The sequence below is a fragment of the Brevibacterium sp. S22 genome, assembly GCF_004745485.1.
Taxonomy (GTDB): domain Bacteria; phylum Actinomycetota; class Actinomycetes; order Actinomycetales; family Brevibacteriaceae; genus Brevibacterium.
The window spans coordinates 54,973-71,628 of record NZ_RHFG01000004.1; the positions used below are offsets into that span (position 1 = coordinate 54,973).

Annotated in this window: 13 protein-coding genes, 1 tRNA gene and 1 pseudogene; 6 read left to right on the forward strand and 9 right to left on the reverse strand. The window is 65.1% G+C overall.

All coding sequences use genetic code 11. From position 1 onward, the window contains the following. Positions 1 to 39 precede the first annotated feature (39 nt). Positions 40 to 783, forward strand: a complete 744-nt coding sequence (locus EB835_RS05715) for a 5-formyltetrahydrofolate cyclo-ligase (RefSeq protein ID WP_240688567.1) — start codon at positions 40 to 42, stop codon at positions 781 to 783. A 123-nt stretch (positions 784 to 906) separates the two neighbouring features. After that, a pseudogene (locus tag EB835_RS20815) lies at positions 907 to 1,047 on the forward strand (FmdB family zinc ribbon protein); the annotation flags it as partial. Positions 1,048 to 1,061: 14 nt separating this feature from the next. On the opposite strand, the gene EB835_RS20820 reads toward EB835_RS20815, so the two are convergent. Then, entirely contained in the window at positions 1,062 to 1,247 is a 186-nt protein-coding gene (locus tag EB835_RS20820) for a hypothetical protein (protein WP_346763141.1), read from the reverse strand. A 128-nt stretch (positions 1,248 to 1,375) separates the two neighbouring features. Between EB835_RS20820 and EB835_RS05725 the strand changes: the two genes are divergently transcribed. Beyond that, positions 1,376 to 2,005, forward strand: coding sequence for an SAF domain-containing protein (locus EB835_RS05725; protein ID WP_135808517.1), 630 nt, complete (start codon positions 1,376 to 1,378; stop codon positions 2,003 to 2,005). A 295-nt stretch (positions 2,006 to 2,300) separates the two neighbouring features. After that, positions 2,301 to 2,762, forward strand: coding sequence for a large conductance mechanosensitive channel protein MscL (mscL, locus tag EB835_RS05730; RefSeq protein WP_135808518.1), 462 nt, complete (start codon positions 2,301 to 2,303; stop codon positions 2,760 to 2,762). A gap of 184 nt (positions 2,763 to 2,946) precedes the next feature. Here the strand turns inward: mscL and EB835_RS05735 are convergent, their stop codons facing one another. After that, complete coding sequence (locus EB835_RS05735) at positions 2,947 to 3,255, reverse strand: hypothetical protein (protein ID WP_135808519.1); 309 nt, start codon at positions 3,253 to 3,255, stop codon at positions 2,947 to 2,949. Next, positions 3,248 to 8,227 (reverse strand): DUF4011 domain-containing protein, encoded by a 4,980-nt coding sequence (locus tag EB835_RS05740; RefSeq protein WP_135808520.1) that lies wholly within the window; start codon positions 8,225 to 8,227, stop codon positions 3,248 to 3,250. Before EB835_RS05740 ends, EB835_RS05735 begins: the two co-directional genes overlap by 8 nt. Positions 8,228 to 8,334: 107 nt before the next feature. On the opposite strand from EB835_RS05740, the gene EB835_RS05745 reads away from it, so the two are divergent. Further along, a tRNA-Arg gene (locus EB835_RS05745) sits at positions 8,335 to 8,410 on the forward strand. Between the two features lie 108 nt (positions 8,411 to 8,518). Here the strand turns inward: EB835_RS05745 and EB835_RS05750 are convergent. The 6 genes from EB835_RS05750 to pdxH all read right to left on the reverse strand — a co-directional run bounded on the left by EB835_RS05750 (position 8,519) and on the right by pdxH (position 15,174). Then, a complete protein-coding gene (locus EB835_RS05750) occupies positions 8,519 to 9,583 on the reverse strand; it encodes a universal stress protein (RefSeq protein ID WP_135808521.1) in 1,065 nt (354 codons plus the stop codon). 145 nt (positions 9,584 to 9,728) lie between these two features. Next, positions 9,729 to 10,229, reverse strand: a complete 501-nt coding sequence (locus tag EB835_RS05755) for an HNH endonuclease (protein WP_135808522.1) — start codon at positions 10,227 to 10,229, stop codon at positions 9,729 to 9,731. 537 nt (positions 10,230 to 10,766) lie between these two features. Continuing rightward, positions 10,767 to 11,603: a C40 family peptidase gene (locus tag EB835_RS05760; protein WP_135808523.1), complete on the reverse strand. Its 837-nt coding sequence runs from the start codon at positions 11,601 to 11,603 to the stop codon at positions 10,767 to 10,769. A gap of 411 nt (positions 11,604 to 12,014) precedes the next feature. Beyond that, positions 12,015 to 12,701, reverse strand: coding sequence for a metal-dependent transcriptional regulator (locus EB835_RS05765; RefSeq protein ID WP_135808524.1), 687 nt, complete (start codon positions 12,699 to 12,701; stop codon positions 12,015 to 12,017). Positions 12,702 to 12,878: 177 nt separating this feature from the next. Then, positions 12,879 to 14,354 (reverse strand): aldehyde dehydrogenase family protein, encoded by a 1,476-nt coding sequence (locus EB835_RS05770; RefSeq protein ID WP_135808525.1) that lies wholly within the window; start codon positions 14,352 to 14,354, stop codon positions 12,879 to 12,881. Between the two features lie 148 nt (positions 14,355 to 14,502). Then, positions 14,503 to 15,174, reverse strand: a complete 672-nt coding sequence (pdxH, locus tag EB835_RS05775; RefSeq protein WP_135808526.1) for a pyridoxamine 5'-phosphate oxidase — start codon at positions 15,172 to 15,174, stop codon at positions 14,503 to 14,505. 101 nt (positions 15,175 to 15,275) lie between these two features. Between pdxH and serC the strand changes: the two genes are divergently transcribed. Then, the gene (serC, locus tag EB835_RS05780) at positions 15,276 to 16,448 is read left to right on the forward strand and encodes a phosphoserine transaminase (RefSeq protein WP_135808527.1); all 1,173 of its coding nucleotides are present in this window, start codon (positions 15,276 to 15,278) and stop codon (positions 16,446 to 16,448) included. The last annotated feature ends 208 nt before the right edge of the window (positions 16,449 to 16,656 follow it).

Here is a 16,656-nt window from a genome sequence, read left to right on the forward strand (position 1 = left end):
ATCTTAACGAATCCGCCGAACCCGGTTAGTCTGAAATGCGTGGAACCAGAAACTTCGAAGGCGCAGCTGCGGTCCCGTGTCCGCGCCGCTCGCGCAGAACGGTCCCTCGCCGAGGCGGCCCCTGCCTCATCGGCATCCGCGACGTCGGCGTCGTCGCAGGTCACCTCCACCGAGGCGGCTTCGGCGCCGTCATCCTCCGAGGCGGCTTCCGCGCCGTCATCCTCTGTGGCAGCTTCCGCCCCGTCATCCTCTGTGGCAGCTTCCGCTTGGAATGTCATCCAGAAAGCGCCGATCCGCTCCCTCCTTGCCTATGCGGCGCTGCCCGGAGAGCCGGACCTCGACCCGGCGCTCGACCAGTTCCTTGCAGCGGGCGGCACCGTCTATCTGCCGGTCGTCACGACGGTCGGGGAACCGTTGATGTTCGGTCAGGTCACTGGCTCGATGGCCAGTCTGGAGCCCCACGGCAGATGGGGTATCCGCGAACCGGCCCAGGATTCCACACTGCTCACCGCTGCTCAGCTGCTCTCCCCCACGGTCGGTCTCGACCTCATCTTCGTCCCGGCTCTGGGTTTCGGCATCGATGGTGCTCGACTGGGCAACGGAGGCGGTTTCTATGACAGGACCTTCGGCCCTCACGGGGCGGAGCCTCTCGGCTCGGAGCTTCGTGTCGTCGGAGTGTGCTTCGCCGAGGAGATCGGTCTGACTGGCCTCGTCGCCGAGGACTGGGACCTGCGTATTCCAGCGGCTGTCACTGAAGACGGAACTCACTTCTTCGCTGCCTGATCGTTGGGAATCAGCACCCACTCGCGCGTGTTGATATGTGGATAACCTTGTGCATATCCCGGACCGGTGAACCGGTGAGGTTCCGGTGTGCACTATAATCTTGTCGTCGAAGAAAGGTCTCGAATGCCCGTCTACTCCTACGCCTGCAAGAGCTGTGGTCACGCCTTTGATATTCATCAGGACTTCAGCGATGACTCGCTCACCGTCTGCCCGGAATGCCAGGGTCGCCTGAAGAAGGTCTTCGGTGCTGTGGGCATCAGCTTCAAGGGATCCGGCTTCTATGCCACCGACTCCCGCTCGACGAATTCGAGCAGCGTCAGCTCATCGAGTTCCGATTCGTCCTCGAATGAGTCCTCGATCTCGTCGGCGCAGGAATCCTCCGGCTCCTCCTCGGCGAATTCGTCATCGAGCACCTCCTCGGCAGCGAGCACCCCAGCCGCGAGCTGACCCTCCCAGGCATCCACCCTCCGGGGTCCAGGCGCGTCCCAGCGTCCGCTTCACTCAGACGCCGATCGCCTGTGGACGGCACGAACTGTCCACAGGCGACCTCCGCAGCCTTGCCGCCGACCGCATGGCATCGCAGGCTCGATGCATGGGCATCTTCCACCGCATCCGCAACTCGCCTCCGAGCTGGTCACGGCCGTCCCGCATCCGACCTCAACGCCTTCTCGCGGCCGTCTGCCTTGCGTGTGCCTGTGCTCTGGCCGTTTGGGTTCTCACCCCGAACAGTTCGGGCACGGCGATCGTCGTTGCGAAATCGGACCTGGCCCCGGGAACGGAGCTCAGAGCTCAAGACCTCACCGTCACTCAGTTCCCTTCTGACTTGGTTCCCGACAAGGCATTCACGTCCGTTGATGAGGTGAAGGGTCGGGCCACCTCGGCGGGGTTGTCGAAGGGATCACCGTTGACGTCGTCGATCGTGCTCGATCAGCAGGCGCTGCCGAAAGGCAGCCGTGATCTGCTCATGCCGATCCGTTTGGCCGATGATGCCTCGGCGGCACTGCTCCAACCGGGGCAGAACATCCGTCTCTTCTCGTCACTTCCCGACGGCGGATCGGAAGTCGTCGTCGAAAAGGTGACGATCGCCCGCCTTGTGGACAAACCCGAAGGAATTGCCGCGGAGTCAGGCCAACTTGTTTCCGTCATCCTCTCCGCCGAGGATGCCGGTCGTGTCGCCGAGTTCGCAGGACTTCCGATCAGCTTCGCGATCCTCCCTCGCTGATCCGCACGATCGGCCGACCATCAGACCTGCTGAGCCGCCTGACCGGCCGACCATCAGACCTGCTGAGCCACGTGTTCGACTGGCGACCAGACCTGCTGAGCCGATCGGCCATCGGGCCTCTGCAGTTGCCGAGTGCCCTTTCGCCATTGCATTCTGGGTCTCCGGTTCATCTGTTCGGTGATCAGACTCGCAGAACAATTCTGCTGACAATGTGTTACTCATGTGTACTATTGGAACGTAATTGAGCTATTCATCAACCGCATTTCAGTGAACACACGCCGAAAGGGTTTCTCTAATGCTTAAGGGATTCAGGGACTTCATTCTCCAGGGGAATGTCGTCGAACTCGCAACTGCGGTCATCATCGGCGGCGCATTCACCGCCATCGTCACCGCATTCTCTGACAAGATCATCAACCCGCTCATCGCCGCCGTCGGTGGCGCAGATGGTCCGGCTCTGTCCATCCCGCTCAAGGAAGGTGTGCCGGAGGCAACGCTGGATATCGGTGCGGTCATCACCGCGGCCATCAACTTCCTCATCGTTGCCGCCATCGTCTACTTCATCATCATCGTCCCGATGAACAAGCTCAACGAGATGCGTAAGCGCGGAGCTCCTGAGGAAGAAGTTCCTCCGACCACCGAGGATCTTCTCGGCGACATCCGCGAGATCCTGCGCAACCAGGCTGCCTCGACTGCCGGACCTGCCGAGGGTCCTCCGACCGACGGACCGGTCGATCCGAACCAGCCTCCGCGGCACTGATCACCCGCCGAATACGAAGAAGGCCCGCTCTCCGATGAGAGCGGGCCTTCTTCATGTCCGCGGTGGTGTGGGGTCTGTTCGAGCTCGTTCAAGGCTGCGCACTCATCTCGAGCCGTGCACCTTTCGACAAGTGCGCTCCGGCTTGATCGACCATATGTCTGTGTCCGACGGCGCCTGCTCGGGGCTATGACCAGTGTGGCGGCTTCTGCGAACGATAGTAGTCTTCGCTGAAGCCCCCACCGCCGGAGTCGGCCTCGTTGCGCAACGTGGCGCGATACCGTCGCTTCGCCGCCTCCAAGCGGGCTCTGCGCTGTGCGGCCACGTCAGCGTCAGCGTCGACCCTCGCTTCGGAGGCGTCGGCGTCGACTCTCTCTTCGCCGCAGTCGACTTTCGCTGCGTCGGTTTCGTCAGCGCCGGAGTGAGTTGATTCGGATTCTCGCTCGGACGGCTGATCCCCGTCGCGAGGAACAGCCTGGTCAGGCTGTTCAGGCATCGTCGTTCTTCGACTTCGCCGAGGCAGCTCCACCTGGTTCTGTCCCGGCCTGGTCCGTCCCTGCCGATTCTGTCCCGGCTGAGTCTGTCCCGGCCTGGTCCGTCCCTACCGACTCCGTCCGTGGAGCGTCCGTCCGTGGAGCGTCCGTCCCTGCCGACGCTGTCCCGGCCGAGTCCACGTCGGCTGACCCCGGGGCCTCGGACTCCGGCTGACCTGTCCCGGCGTGTTCCGCGTCGTCCGCCGCAGCTGCACCGGCAGCCGACCCGACACCAGCGTCACCAGCGACATCGGCCCCTGCGCCGACAGACTCGGCACCCGGTCCCGACGCGTCGCCCGCCTCGGGGACCTGTTCGTTGCTTGCAGTCTGAACGAGTCCGGCGGACCGGAGCTCATCGGCACGGATCTTGCCGGTGTCGAAGGTCGGCAGGATGTCGTCTTCCACAGGCCCAGTCGAGTTCGACCGTGGGATGAACACCTCAGCGCCTGTGACCTTCTTCGCCCGCGCATGGCGTTCGCGGTACCGGTCGACCGCAGCCTGCAGCTGGGAATCGCCCCGGCTCGAACTGCCCTTCTGCGCCAGAGCCGTGCGCAGCAGATCCTTGATCTCGCCGTCCCCGCGCACGACCGCATCTGACTGGATCCAGTCGATCATCTCGTCGAGTCCCTCGGCGGAGTATTTGTGCATCGGCAGTCCGGGCACGAGCTTCGGGCGGCTGCCGGTCCGGCCGACGACCACTGAGGCGGCACGCGCAGCATTGAGCACGGCCTGCGGGCTCATCGTCTCCACGGTGGAACGCCAGGCTTCGAAGATCTTCTCGGTCTCGGTCTGCGGGTCGACGAACGCATCGGTCGACCACACGCGCATGAACTTCCAGCCACGGCGGCTCAGCTGTTCAGGAAGCACCCGGTCCCGCTGCCGCAGGCTGCGCATCGAAGCGTATTCGGGACCGTCACCGGCAACGGCGATGATCATCCCGTGCTCGTCCTCGGTCGAATTCGCCACGGCCAGGTCGATGCCGTTGTAATGTTCGTGAGCGACGACACCGAGCTGCAGCAGCCGGTCGGCGATGTCGCCCATCAGCGGATCGTAGATCTCACCGTGGGGTCCGGGCTGATGAACACCGCCGGTCGCGATCTCCTCGAGCAGGCGCGGCAGCATGACCGCTCCCCCGCTGAGTTTGCTGCGGTCGAAGTCCTCGGCCTCGATGCTCGAGACCAGGGTCAGCCGCTTCCGGGCTCGGGTCATCGTGGCCGCGAGAATGCGGCGGCCGTCCGGCCCGGACAGCGGACCGAAGTCGTGGATGACGCGACCGTGGACAGTCCGGCCGTATCCGAGGGTGAAGATCACGGCGTCACGCGACATGCCCTGGACGCGTTCGGCATCGGTGACGACGAAGGGCTCCTTCGTCGAATCGCTGAAGAACGCCGCCACGTACGGCAGATCCTTCATCGCCCGCGAGATGGCAGTGGCCACCCGTTGCGCGTGGTGCGGGGTGAGCGCGACGACGGCCAGAGACTCCCGCGACCGGTTCCGTGCATGCTTGAGCACCAGATCGACGACCCGTTTGACCTCTGCGTCGGGGCTCTCGACCCGACCCGTGCCGATGTCCGTGGGGCCCCGCCCATCGGCGACATAGGAGAAATCGAGTCCGCTGCCCTCACCCGTGTGCGCGGTCGGCAGCGTCGAAATCGTCGAATCGTAGAAGTGCCGGTTGGCCAGATCGATCAGCCCGACCGGGGACAGCCGATAGGAATTCGACAGCCGCATCCGCGGCAGGAACTCGCCGAGGCGGTCCTGCACCGAGCGTGGATGGTTCCCGTCGTCCATGCCGAAGCGATCGACCGCGATCGAGAACGGGCGCGGTCCGAGCAGCCGGGAGTCACCGAGGGAGATGACCTGACGGGCCCGGGTGATGCCCGGGACGACGTCGGCGACCGAGAGGCGACCGGCATCGGCGATGACGACCGCGTCGAAGAGCGGGAGTGCGGAGAAGAGTTCAGGCACCGTATACGGGCTGCCCATCCACACCGGGGCCAGAGTCGTCAGCAGTTCGGGTGCCTGGGTGGAGATCCGCTGCACCGAGGTGTGCTTCGAGAGCAGCTCCTGTTTGATGACGCCGGCGGCGATGGGGTCGGATTCGATTCCGCGCTTCCATGCCTGGGCATGGTTGTAGCGCAGACGGGAGGCACCAGCGGAGACGAAGGCACGGTCGTTCTCGCGGAAGTCCTCGGCCACCTGGTGCAGTGCGGCACCGTCATGACGGCCGATCGCAGGATCTTCGCTGGCCATGGTCTGCAGCACGGAGGCCCAATAGGCGAGGTCGAATTCGGGGCCGACGAGTGATTCGTCGACCTTGCGACGGCGCAGATCGGCCATGAGGTCGCCGAGACCCTCACCGTCGAGTTCACGTTGCAGGCGGGAGCGTTCGGGCAGTTCGGCGAGGTTCTCCGAATCGCTGCCCATCGCTTCGGTTCGTGCCTGGAGTTCTTCGATGAGCATCGATCCGAGGTCCCCGCCGTCGGGGGTGGTCTCCAGGACCGGGGAGAGCTTGGCCATATCGGCTTCGACGCTCTGCAGGATCTCATCGGCTTCGAGGACGCCGCGCGGAATCTGCGGGCGGCCGTCATAGCCGGCGAGGTCGGTGAGGATGACCCGCTGAGCGCGGACATCGATGAGGGCCTCGTGGAGATCATCCACCTCGGCGCCGGGGCGGAGGAACTCAGCGGCCGACTTCTTCAGTCGGCGGCGCTGCATCATGCCCATCTCGATGCCGACCTCGGCTCGGTATTCGGGTGTGCCGGTGGCGGCGATGAGGTCGTCGAGGCGATGGTCGTAGACGTCGGGAGCGAAGCTGTCCAGCGTCTTGCGCACGCGCAGAAGCACGCGGATGGCGCGAGCCCAGTCATCGACGTTGCGACGCGGGTTGAGCTTCGCCTTCTGCAGCACAGGTTCGGTCGCCGCGACGAGGTCGGGGATCATCCGACCGATGCGTTCGGCCACCGTCCGTGCGGCTTCGGCCTCTTCGACGGACTTGAGGTCGGCTCCGAACCAGACGGTGTCTTCGACGTCGAGGGTGAATGCGCCGAGTGAGGCGAGTTCGCCGAGTCTGCCGCGCAGCACACTCCTGCGGTCCTCGCTGGCGCCGAGGATGTCGTCGTCGAAGCGCACCGGGGTCTGCGGGGAATTGTCACCGGAAGTCAGTTCGGCGAGGTGCTGCATGGTCTCGTACACGGAGACGTCCCAGGGCTCGCGTCGGCGGTGCAGCGAGGAGACGTGGTCGGCCAGGGTCGCGCGCTGCTCATTGAGGTCGGTGAGCAGCCGCGAGAGGTCCGGGCGCTCGGACTTCTCTGCTGAGGCGATGAGGCCGACGAGCTGATTGCGGATGTGTTCCGAACCCGCGCGGGTGTCGACAGCGAAGTCGGAGAGTCCGACCTCGCCGAGGCGGGTGGAGAAATCGTCGAGCGCATCGGAGGTCTGCGCGAGGAAGAGCACGCTCTTGCCGGTGTGAGCCAGAGTGGTGGCCACGGCGACGGCGACCTGGGTCGCGCCGGTTCCGGGTGGGGTGTCGACGACGACCGAGTGCCCGGAGACGGCTGCGTCGACGACTGCCTGCTGGTCGCCGTCGACGTCGATGACGAGGAACTCTTCCTGTGGCTTCCGGTCCGGGAGCGGGGTGATCGGCTCCTGGAGTGCGGCAGGAACAACGTCGTCGCCATCGGTCTGAGCCTCGGTCTGGATGTCAGCTTCGGCGTCGATCGGGGTAGTCGACTTCTCGCCGTCGCCCGCCGATTCGCCGCGATCGACCGGCTTCGCCGGATCGAGTGGTGCGTCAGTGATCGGCACGGTCGGCTGACCATAGTCGTCGTCATCATCCGCGTCCGCGACGGCGGCCTCGGCACCGGCTTCTGCTTCTGCTTCTGCTTCTGCTTCTGCTTCTGCTTCTGCTTCAGGATCAGCCTCGGCCGAAGCGGCCTCTTCCGCCTTCTCGGCGTCAGCGGTCGTCGACTCGTCGGCGGTCGTCGACTCGTCGGTGGGCTCGGAAGTCGCCTCGGCGCTGTCATCCTTCGCCGAGTCCGCGGCCTCCGCGTCCTCCGTGCCCGCGTCCTTCGTGTCCGCAGCCTCTGTCTCGGCGACGGCACCGGCGACTCTCTTGGCTTCGGCACGTTTCTGTTCGGCTTCCTCGGCCGCGGCGACCTTCTCGTCGAGCAGAGTTCCCGGCTGCGGCACATAGGAGGGTCCGCCGAGTTGGGCGCGCACGTGCTCGTCGCCGGCCAGCGCCCGCAGCACGGGGTGCTGGGTGGGCAGATAGTCGGTGGAGAACGGGCTCGCGATATTCGCGAACGTCGAGATGATCAGCCGGTGGTTGATCCGCAGGCCGGGCACGCTCTGCCCCAGATCGCGCAGACGGTCGAGGGCCGGGCCCGGGTCGAAGCCGTGCGGTCCCCCGGTCGCGTCGACCCATTCCTCGACGGGGACCTCGAGGTCGTATTCCTCACGCAGATGCTGGACGAGTGCCGGGTTGATCGTGATCTCGTTGTCGAGCACGATCTCGTAGTCTTCGACGCGGGAGCCGCGGGGCACCAGCGTGATGTGGCGCATGACGACGGGGGCGTTGAACTTGAACTTCGCATCCTTCTCCGTCCACGAGGCGAATCCGATCGCCAGGTGAGCGGTGCGGATGCCGCGTTCGTTGCCGAGCTGCTCGGCCTTCGACCGGATGGATTTCGCACGTCGGCGCGCATCGGCGAGGATGTCGTGATCGCGGATGAGGCTGGAGAGTCGGGTGGCGCGACCGGCCAGCAGCTGCGCCAGACCGGAGGGGTGGGCGCCGGAGAGGTCGATGCTGCCGTCACGGGAGTCCCGGAAATGGAGCATGGTGTCGCGACCGCCCAGATGGGCGGCCTGCTTCTTCCACTCGGCGAAGACATCTCCGAGTTCTGGAAACTGTTCGTCTCTAACGGAATCCGACACAATTCGACCCTAACGAGAAACTGTCCGTAATAGGTGCTGGCACACCGTGGAACAGTGAGGTTTCTTCTACGCTACACTGGGTGATCGTGGTTGCAGACGACCACCTGGCCCCCGTAGCTCAGGGGATAGAGCACCGCTCTCCTAAAGCGGGTGTCGGCAGTTCGAATCTGCCCGGGGGCGCCAGAACCACCTGATCCCAGCAACACCATCGCCGAGGCGGCCGATCGCTATCGATCGGCCGCCTCGGTGCAGTTGTGGGTCAGCTCAGGTTATGACTCGGCTCCTGACCGATCAGAGGCCCGGCTCCGGCGGGGCCTCCTGCTGTTTGCGGCGACCGTGGTCGCGGGCGACGCGCACGACCATCGTCGGACACTGCGAGTACGGCAGCACCGACTGCGAGGTCGAACCGAGCAGGAGGCCGGCGAATCCGCCGCGGCCACGGGAGCCGATGACGAGCACCTCGGCCGTGTCAGAGGCACGGACGAGCACCTCGGCGGGCTGACCGTCGAAGAGCGTCCACGTGACGTCGAGATCCGGGAACTCTTCGGCCAGACGCTGTTTGGCGACGACGAGTTTGTCCGCCCCTTCATTGACGAGCCGCTCGAGATCGGCGGTGCTGGGCAGCCATTCGGGACCGATGACCGTCGTGGTGATCACCGCGACGATGTGCAGCGGTGAGCCTCGACGCACGGCCAGTCGGGCGGCCTTCCACAGTGCCGGAGATTCGGCGCCGAGCGAATCGACGCCGACGACGACCTTGCCGTCGAAGCGCAGGCCTTCGATCGCCTCGGCGTTGGGATCATGGGTCTCGACCTCGAAGCCGTCCTGCCGGATCGGGCGCGACGAGGTCGGATGTGCGGGGCGCTCGGCCTGGTTGTCCCAGCAGGCGGGGACGACGACCGTCGGACATGCCGAGTGCGCGGGCAGGGCACTCGAGACCGTGCCGAGAAGGCGACCGGCGAAACCGCCGCGGCCGCGGGAGCCGACGACGGTGAGGCTGCCGGACTTCGATTCGTCGATGAGCACACCGGCGGCGTCACCGATCTCGATGACGGCTTCGACGGGAACGCCGGCCGCCTTGACCTCTGCAGCGGCTTCCTTGAGTGTGTTCGTCACGGCCGCACGGATCGAGCTGTCGTCGATGGGCACATAGGACACGTCGATGGCGGCCGCGGCCACGCTCGGGATCGTGTAGGCACCGACGAGGCGGATCGGACGGTCCAGGGAACGCGCTTCTTGGATCGCCCAGGCCAGGGCGTTGCGGCTCGGGGGCGAACCGTCGATTCCGACGATGACGGCTTCGGGTTCACCGGCCGGGGCCGGGTCAGGGTTCTGTGGGCGATCCTGCTCACTCATCGCAAGCTCCTCGGGTCGAAGCGAACTTCTGTTTCGTCCACCCTAAATCACATTGACGATGAGAACTTCCCCTATGTCACATCGTTATCCGAATTCCGCCAACATTCGGACAACATGGTCCCCTATCTGGGACGATGCCTTGTTCTCAGGCGGCGCTGGAGTATTCGAGGAATGGTCGCCACTTCTCGACGGGTTTGTCGATTCCGCGCATCCACAGCTGCCCCAGGCGGGGCTCCTGCGGGAGGGAGCTGAGCTTCCAGCCGATCTCGCTGAGCGTGCGGTTGCCTTTGCGGTTGTTGCATTCGCGGCAGCAGGCGACGAGGTTCTCCCATGTGTTCCCTCCCCCACGGGACCGCGGGACGACGTGGTCGACGGTGTAGGCCGGCTTGGAGCAGTAGGCGCAGCGGTGGCCGTCACGGCGGAGGACTCCGCGGCGGGAGAGCGAGACGCGACGGTTGCTCGGCGGGCGCACGTAGCGAGTGAGCAGGATGACGGAGGGCTGATCGAGACTCATGTGCTCGGATCTCACCGGAATGTCCTCTGCGGCCAGCACTGTCGCCTTGCCCGTCAGCACGAGCACCACGGCGCGTGTGAACGGAACGATCGACAGCGGTTCGTAACCGGCATTCAGCACGAGAGTCTTCATATCTCGCCCCTCATCTTCTTCTCTTCTGGGCCGAAACCGGCTGCCCCGGCCCCAGGGAACACAAAAGGCGCCGTGCTCATGGGCACGACGCCTGGAAAAGAGGGCACGGAGACAGATATGTACTCCGCACCAGAGACTGGAGCGGCTATTCGAACTATTCGACTATGCCCCATCTGCTTTCCTTCGAATCTGCGAGTGACACCATCTGGTGCCCACCGTTCATGGAACTCAATCTTCTCCAGAGTAACGCCGCGTGCGCCCGTGACCCAATTCATACGGCTCGCGTCACGGAAACTTCGGTTTCCGTTCACGAATCCTCGCGAATCCGGTAGGAAATGCCGCGCATACGGGAGCGGTGGGCCGCCTCGGCGAGGTTGTGATGCCCCCTCGGCGAGGTTGTCATGCCCCTCGACGGGACTGCGACGTCAATTCGGCAAAGCTGTCCCACTGCACCCGTCGGGAAGTCTTCAGGCATACGAAAGCTCCCCGCGCGACTCGAGGACCGTCGAGTCGTGCGGGGAGCAATCGGGAAGAAGATCAGAGCACGCGGATGAAGGTGACGTCGCCCATCCAGCTGTAGCTGCGCTTCGAAGTGCCGGAGCCTGGCGAACCGGCATCGTACATCTGTCCGCCACCGGCGTAGATGCCGACGTGGCCGGGATGCCAGATGAGGTCGCCCGGCTTGGCTTCGGACTGCGAGACGACCTGGCCTGCGCCCTTCTGGGCACCGGAGGTGCGAGGCAGGTTCACGCCGACGTGGCTGTAGACCCACGAGGTGTAGCCGGAGCAGTCCCAGCCGCTCTGGCTGGTTCCGCCCATGACGTAGGGGGTTCCGACACCCTTGGCTGCCCAGCCGAGGACCTGCTCGGCTTTGGATCCGTCGATGGATCCGGAGTCTTTGGAGTCCGACTCGCCTGAGTCGGACGATCCGCCGTTGGCGGTGTCATCGGAGGTTCCGGCAGCTTCGTCGGAAGAGGCTGAGGAAGGAGTCGAGGTTTCGCTCGGTTCAGGCTTGGGCTCGGGCTTCGGGGCAGCCTCGGCGGTGATGGCCTTGCTCTCGACGCCGAAGGAATCGGACTTCTTGTCGCCCTCTTTTTCCTTCTTGCTGTTCGAGTCGTCACCGATGGTGACGGTCTGGTTCTCGAAGTCGACCTTCTGGGTGGTCTCGGCTTCCGCGGAGACCTTGCTCTGGTCGTCGGCACCCTGGCCGGCGGCCGGCATCACTGCGGCGGTCAGCAGACCACCGCTGGCAGCGACAACTGCTGCACGACGGCCGAAGACGCCTGAGTTGGCGTTCAGAAGTTCAGTGAGTTCGGTCAATGGAGTCTTGACCTTGGCATCTGCGGCGCGGCGGCCATGCTGCTTAATTGCCACGTTCTCCCTCTCGTCCCTATTGGCTTTCCGGGCCAACCGCCACTACCGGTCCTTGGTATCTCACAGCGAGCGTGGCGCTCGGATCTCGTTGTGAAGTCGTCATTGCGTGAACGACCTCAACAACTGTAACCAATCGGTGATCGATTGTCACGTTTTTGTCACAACCACGGGAGGGAACCCCTGATGTTTTCCATAAAACACCAGGTCAGAGGCTTAGAATGGCTTGAAATTTCCGTAACATTCTTCCGTTATACGACGTGACCCAGGGGTGGAGAACCACTCCCTGGGTCACGGATCACAGTGATTTGTAACGAATCGGGGCTCGGCCACCCGCGCCTTCGTTACCGCTGCTCGCCCTCGTCGTTATCGAGCCACAGCTTCGTCGTTATCGAGCAGAGACTTCTGCGCGCCTCAGCTCCGGTAGGCGAAGACATGCGAGGCGGTGTCGATCGGCAGATCGAGCACGTCCTGCGCGCCGGGCACCTGGACGGTGATGTATTCGCCGTTGCGGGAGATCTCCACCTCACTGTCCGGCAGGACACCGGCCACTTGGAACTGCTGGAGCAGGTGGATATCGACCTGCAGCGGTTCGGCCAACCAGGCGATCGTCAGCTTCTTCGCACCGTCCCGACCGACTGCCGTGGCGAGATCGATGACCTCGGTGGACTTCGCGGCTTCGCCGCCGATGACATCGAGCCCGGGGATCGGATTGCCATAAGGGCCGGAGGAGGTCTCGGGCAGCAGGCTCACCAGCTTGCGCTCGACCTGCTCGCTCATCACATGCTCCCACCGGCACGCCTCGTCATGGACGAGTTCCCACTCGAGTCCGACGACATCGGAGAGGAGCCGCTCGGCCAGACGGTGCTTGCGCATGACGTCGGTGGCGATCCGGCGACCTTCAGGGGTGAGCTCGAGATGACGGTCGCTGCCGACATGGAGCAGTCCGTCACGCTCCATCCGCGCCACAGTCTGTGACACGGTGGGACCGGAATGGTCCAGGCGCTCAGCGATGCGGGCACGCAATGGCACGATCGACTGTTCTTCGAGCTCGATGATCGATTTGAGGTACATCTCGGTTGTATCAATGAGGTCGTTCACTTCTGACCAGCCACTCCACTCTTCGTCTTCTGGCCACTCGGACCATTCAGGCGTCCATCTGTCTCAGGTCCCGCGACCCAGCGACGGCCACTCGACCGTACTGCGGTCTCGCAGCCATTGCGAACTCACTCAATCTTATCTTGAATCGGTCTTATCTTCATGCTCGCGCGGGCGCGCTCATCCCGCGTTGACGTAAGTCGTCTTGTGCACCGTGAAGAACTCGCGTGCCGCACGACCCTGTTCGCGGGGACCGAAGCTCGATCCCTTCCGCCCGCCGAAGGACACGTGATAGTCCACACCTGCCGTCGGGGCGTTGACCATGACCATCCCAGCGTCGGCGTAACGCTTGAAGTGGGTCGAATATTTCAGCGAGGTCGTGAAGATGCCCGCAGACAGCCCGAACTCCGTGTCGTTGGCGACCGCGAGCGCCTCAATGTAGTCGGCGACCTCGATCACCGAGGCGACCGGACCGAAGACCTCGTCGACGTTGATCGTGTCGCCCGGTTTCGTGCCCGTGACTAGTGCGGGGGCGAGGAAGTATCCACCAGTGTCCGAGTCGATGAGCTCACCGCCGGTGACCTGACCGCCTTCGGCACGGGCCTTAGCGATGTAGTCGAGGTCCTGGTCGAGCTGAGCCTGAGAGACCACGGGCCCGATGGCGACTCCGTCACCGCGAGCGTCCCCGACCGTCAGGGCTGTCATCTTGTCTTTGAGCAGGGCGACGAATTCGTCGTGCACGTCGGAGGTGACGATGAGCCGGGAGGACGCGGTGCAGCGCTGCCCGGTGGAGAAGAAGGCTCCATTGATCGCGGCGTCGGCGGCGGCTTCGAGGTCGGCGTCGCCGAGCACCACGAGCGGGTTCTTCCCGCCCATTTCGCACTGCACCCGGATCTGGTGGGCCGCGGCCGATGCGATGACGGATCGTCCGACGGCGACGGAGCCGGTGAAGGTCACGGCGTCCACCTTCGCCGAGGTGGTCAGTGCGTCCCCGACCACCGAACCAGGCCCCATGACGAGGTTGAGGACTCCGTCGGGAAGTCCCGCCTCGGCGAGGATGTCGGTGAGCGCATAGGCGCTGGCGGGGACGAGTTCGGCGGGTTTGAACACGATCGTGTTGCCGAAGGCCAGGGCCGGGGCGATCTTCCAGGCCGGGATGGCGATCGGGAAGTTCCACGGGGTGATGATGCCGATGACGCCGATGGGTTCGTGCGTCATCTCGGCGACGAGTCCGGGGCGGACGGAGTCGACGACTTCGCCGGTGTTGCGGATGGTCTCTCCGGCGAAGAACTTGAAGATCTGCGCGGCGCGCAGCACCTCCCCCTTGGCTTCATTCAGCTGTTTGCCCTCTTCTCGAGCGAGCAGATCGCCGAGTTCGTCGGCACGCTCGGCGATGAGGCTGCCGGCCCTGTCGAGGATCGCGAATCGCTGCTGGGAGCCGAAGTCCGCCCAGGCGGGAGCGGCAGCACGTGCGGCTTCGATCGCCTCGGCGACGGTGGAGGCGTCGGCGCGGGCATAGCGGCCGATCACATCGGAAGGGTCTGACGGGTTCGTGTTCGTCGACCGATCGTCGCTGGGTACGCGTTCGCCTCCGATGAGATTGTCGAAGACGGCTTCGGGTCCGTACTGGGTGGCGGCAGAGGTCGCCTGAGTCATCGCTGCTCCTTTGCATCGTCTGTGCCGCTGTTGACGGCGCATTGGTACTGTCCATTGTGCTGTGTGACCAGGCACCTGTGCTGAGTCATTCTGCAACACAGGGCGGCGAGGCTGTGCAGACCTGTGGCGCACCACAGATCTGTGGCGCTCACGGGTAGAGGCGGACGACCTCCCAGGCAGAGGCGTCATCGAGATCGGCCGTGTCGTGGCTGCCGTCGGCCCGGCGGAAGACCCACCTGTCGTGGAACCGGTTCTGCTGGCCCTGCCAGAATTCGATCTCGAAGACGCGCACGCGGAAACCGCCCCAATGATCGGGCCGCGGCACATCCCGGCTCTCGAACTCCGCGGTCGCGGCGTCGTATTCGGCCTGCATCTGCTCGCGACTGGTCACCGGCCGGGACTGCTTGGAGACCGTCGCTCCGATCTGCGAACCACGGGGGCGCACGGCGAAGTACGCGTCCGAGTCTGCGGGGTCGGCCGCCTCGGCGAGGCCGCGGATGCGGACCTGTCGTTCCATGTCCTGCCACGGGAAGTTCACGGCGATGCGGGGGTCGTCGGCCAGCTGGCGGCCTTTCGCAGAGTCGTAGTCGGTGAAGAACAGCAGTCCGCGTTCGTCGAGGCCTTTGAGCAGGACGATGCGTGAGCTCGGGCCCCATTCGTCCAGGGTCGAGACGGTCATCGCATTCGGTTCGCGGACATGATCGGCTGCCTCGTCGTACCACTGGCGAAACATGGCCAACGGTGAGGCATCCGGGTGTTCGAAGACGGCAGAGTCATAGGACTTCCGGGTCTGCGGGAGGCGATCGACGGGCTCACTCATGTCTTCACTCTACGACGCGGCACGGACACGAGTCAGGCGCGCCCGCTTCATATGACGGACCGCCGACGGTTCGCGGGCTGCCCCGCCGTAGAATATCGAGCGTGACTGCGACGAATATTGAGATCCCGAACGACCTCCTGCCCGCCGACGGACGTTTCGGGTCCGGCCCGGCCCGCATCCGCCCCGCCCAGATCGAGGCGCTGAACGCGGCCGCGACCGAGGTGCTCGGCACCAGCCACCGCCAGGCGCCGGTGAAGAACCTCGTCGGCCGCATCCGCTCCGGACTGGCTGAGCTGTTCAGCCTGCCCGAGGGTTACGAAGTGGTGCTCGGCAACGGCGGATCCACCGTGTTCTGGGACGTCGCGGCCTTCGGCCTCGTCCGCCAGCGGGCCGCACACGCGACCTTCGGAGAGTTCGGCCAGAAGTTCGCGAAGGCCACCGACACGGCCCCGCACCTGGACTCCTCACTCATCCTCGATGCCGAACCCGGCACCTCCGCGATCCCGACGCCGGAGGCCCTGGCCGCAGCCGGCCTCACCACCTCCCCCGCCGAGGCGGACAACGCCGCCGACGTCTTCGCGTGGCCCCATAACGAGACCTCGACCGGTGTGGCCACCCGGATCGCCCGTCCGGCCGGGATCGCCGAGGACGCTCTCGTCGTCATCGACGCGACCTCGGGTGCCGGCGGGCTCGACGTCGACATCGCCGAAACCGACGTCTACTACTTCGCACCGCAGAAGAACATGGGCTCCGACGGCGGCCTGTGGGTGGCGATCATGTCCCCACGCGCCATCGCCCGCGCACAGGAGATCAAGGACTCCGGACGCTGGATCCCCACCTCGCTGGACCTCGCCACCGCGATCGAGAATTCGCGCAAGGACCAGACCTACAACACCCCGGCGGTGTCCACCCTGCTCCTGCTCGCTGAGCAGATCGAGTGGATCAACGGCAACGGCGGCCTGGCCTGGGCGGCCGAGCGGACCCGTGAGTCCTCAGGGCTCGTCTACGACTGGGCCGATGCCGCCGAGGCGGCCCACCCCTATGTCGCCGAGCCGGCAGATCGCTCCTCGGTCGTGGCGACCGTGGACTTCGACGATTCGGTCGATGCGGCGACCGTGGCCACGGTGCTGCGGGCCAACGGCGTCGTCGACGTCGAGCCCTACCGCAAGCTCGGACGCAATCAGCTGCGCATTGCGACCTTCATCTCCGTCGACCCGGATGACGTGCGCGCGCTGCTTGCCTGCATCGACTACGTCATCGATGCCCTGAAGTAGCCCGCGGCCTGCGGGGCGGGAAGCCCGGGACGGCCAGCCGGGGAACGCTCCGGCGCTCCGAAGCAGCCCGACGTGCTCCCCGCAATTCCTACATGTAGCGCCAGAACACCCCGTTGCAACGGGGTGTTTTGGCGCTAACCGTGCGGGATGCTTCCAGGATGCCGCCTGCAGAGCCGGAAGACCTCCGCCCGGAACTTGACCCAGCTGC

Excerpts from the sequence above, each read along its gene's own strand:
- EB835_RS05735 (WP_135808519.1), bottom strand. The coding sequence starts at position 3,255 with ATGCCTGAACAGCCTGACCAGGCTGTTCCTCGCGACGGGGATCAGCCG.
- EB835_RS05770 (WP_135808525.1), bottom strand. The coding sequence starts at position 14,354 with ATGACTCAGGCGACCTCTGCCGCCACCCAGTACGGACCCGAAGCCGTC.
- EB835_RS05750 (WP_135808521.1), bottom strand. The coding sequence starts at position 9,583 with ATGAGTGAGCAGGATCGCCCACAGAACCCTGACCCGGCCCCGGCCGGT.
- mscL (WP_135808518.1), top strand. The coding sequence starts at position 2,301 with ATGCTTAAGGGATTCAGGGACTTCATTCTCCAGGGGAATGTCGTCGAA.
- EB835_RS05725 (WP_135808517.1), top strand. The coding sequence starts at position 1,376 with ATGGGCATCTTCCACCGCATCCGCAACTCGCCTCCGAGCTGGTCACGG.
- pdxH (WP_135808526.1), bottom strand. The coding sequence starts at position 15,174 with ATGAGTGAGCCCGTCGATCGCCTCCCGCAGACCCGGAAGTCCTATGAC.
- EB835_RS05755 (WP_135808522.1), bottom strand. The coding sequence starts at position 10,229 with ATGAAGACTCTCGTGCTGAATGCCGGTTACGAACCGCTGTCGATCGTT.